We start from the raw sequence: 825 nt of genomic DNA, 5'->3' as shown, positions 1-825 counted from the left end.
CAGCGTCGGTGCCGGCGTGCCGCTCAGCGCGATCGACGGGCCGTCGTCGTGGAAGGTGGCCTTGGAGCCGAGGTCGAGCGACTGCGAAGCCTTGTCGCCGTCATTGTCGGTCACGGTCGCCGTCAGCGTCACCAGGCCCGAGGTCAGGCTGATGCCTTCGGAGCTGTCGGTCGGATTGTCGATCGTGTTCTCGTGCACCGCGCGGTCCTGCGTCAGCGTCACGGCGCCGGTCGAGGCGTTGACCGAAAGCGTGAACACCAGGAAGGCCGGGTCGCCGCTGTGGCCGGTCACATAACCCGACACCGTGTTGCCGCTCTGCGACAGCACCACGGCCTGGCCGGTGGCCGAGTCGATCAGGTTGGAGGCCGAGCCCGAGAGGCTGACGCTGTAGGCGGTGGTGGCGCCGTCGGCACCCTGCACCACGGTGAAGGCGCCGGCGAAGCTCTGCGTGTCGGTGGTCGAGCCGGCCGGGCCGGTGCCCGAGCCGTTGATGCCGTTGGTGGCCGCCGTCAGGTAGCTCTCATCCACGTTCAGCGTCGGTGCCGGCGTGCCGCTCAGCGCGATCGACGGGCCGTCGTCGTGGAAGGTGGCCTTGGAGCCGAGGTCGAGCGACTGCGAAGCCTTGTCGCCGTCATTGTCGGTCACGGTCGCCGTCAGCGTCACCAGGCCCGAGGTCAGGCTGATGCCTTCGGAGCTGTCGGTCGGATTGTCGATCGTGTTCTCGTGCACCGCGCGGTCCTGCGTCAGCGTCACGGCGCCGGTCGAGGCGTTGACCGAAAGCGTGAACACCAGGAAGGCCGGGTCGCCGCTGTGGCCGGTCACATA

At 68.8% G+C, this 825-nt stretch carries 1 protein-coding gene; it reads right to left on the bottom strand.

Features of this window, described 5'->3' with window-relative positions:
• Window positions 1-825 (bottom strand): DUF5801 repeats-in-toxin domain-containing protein (locus DPM33_RS36580; RefSeq protein ID WP_245442697.1); only part of this gene is annotated, 825 nt, incomplete at both ends.

The sequence above is a fragment of the Mesorhizobium hawassense genome, from assembly GCF_003289945.1.
In the GTDB taxonomy this organism is placed as follows: Bacteria; Pseudomonadota; Alphaproteobacteria; order Rhizobiales; family Rhizobiaceae; genus Mesorhizobium; species Mesorhizobium hawassense.
The sequence above is the reverse complement of the archived record's forward strand: the minus strand, read 5'-3'. Positions and strand labels throughout refer to the sequence as shown.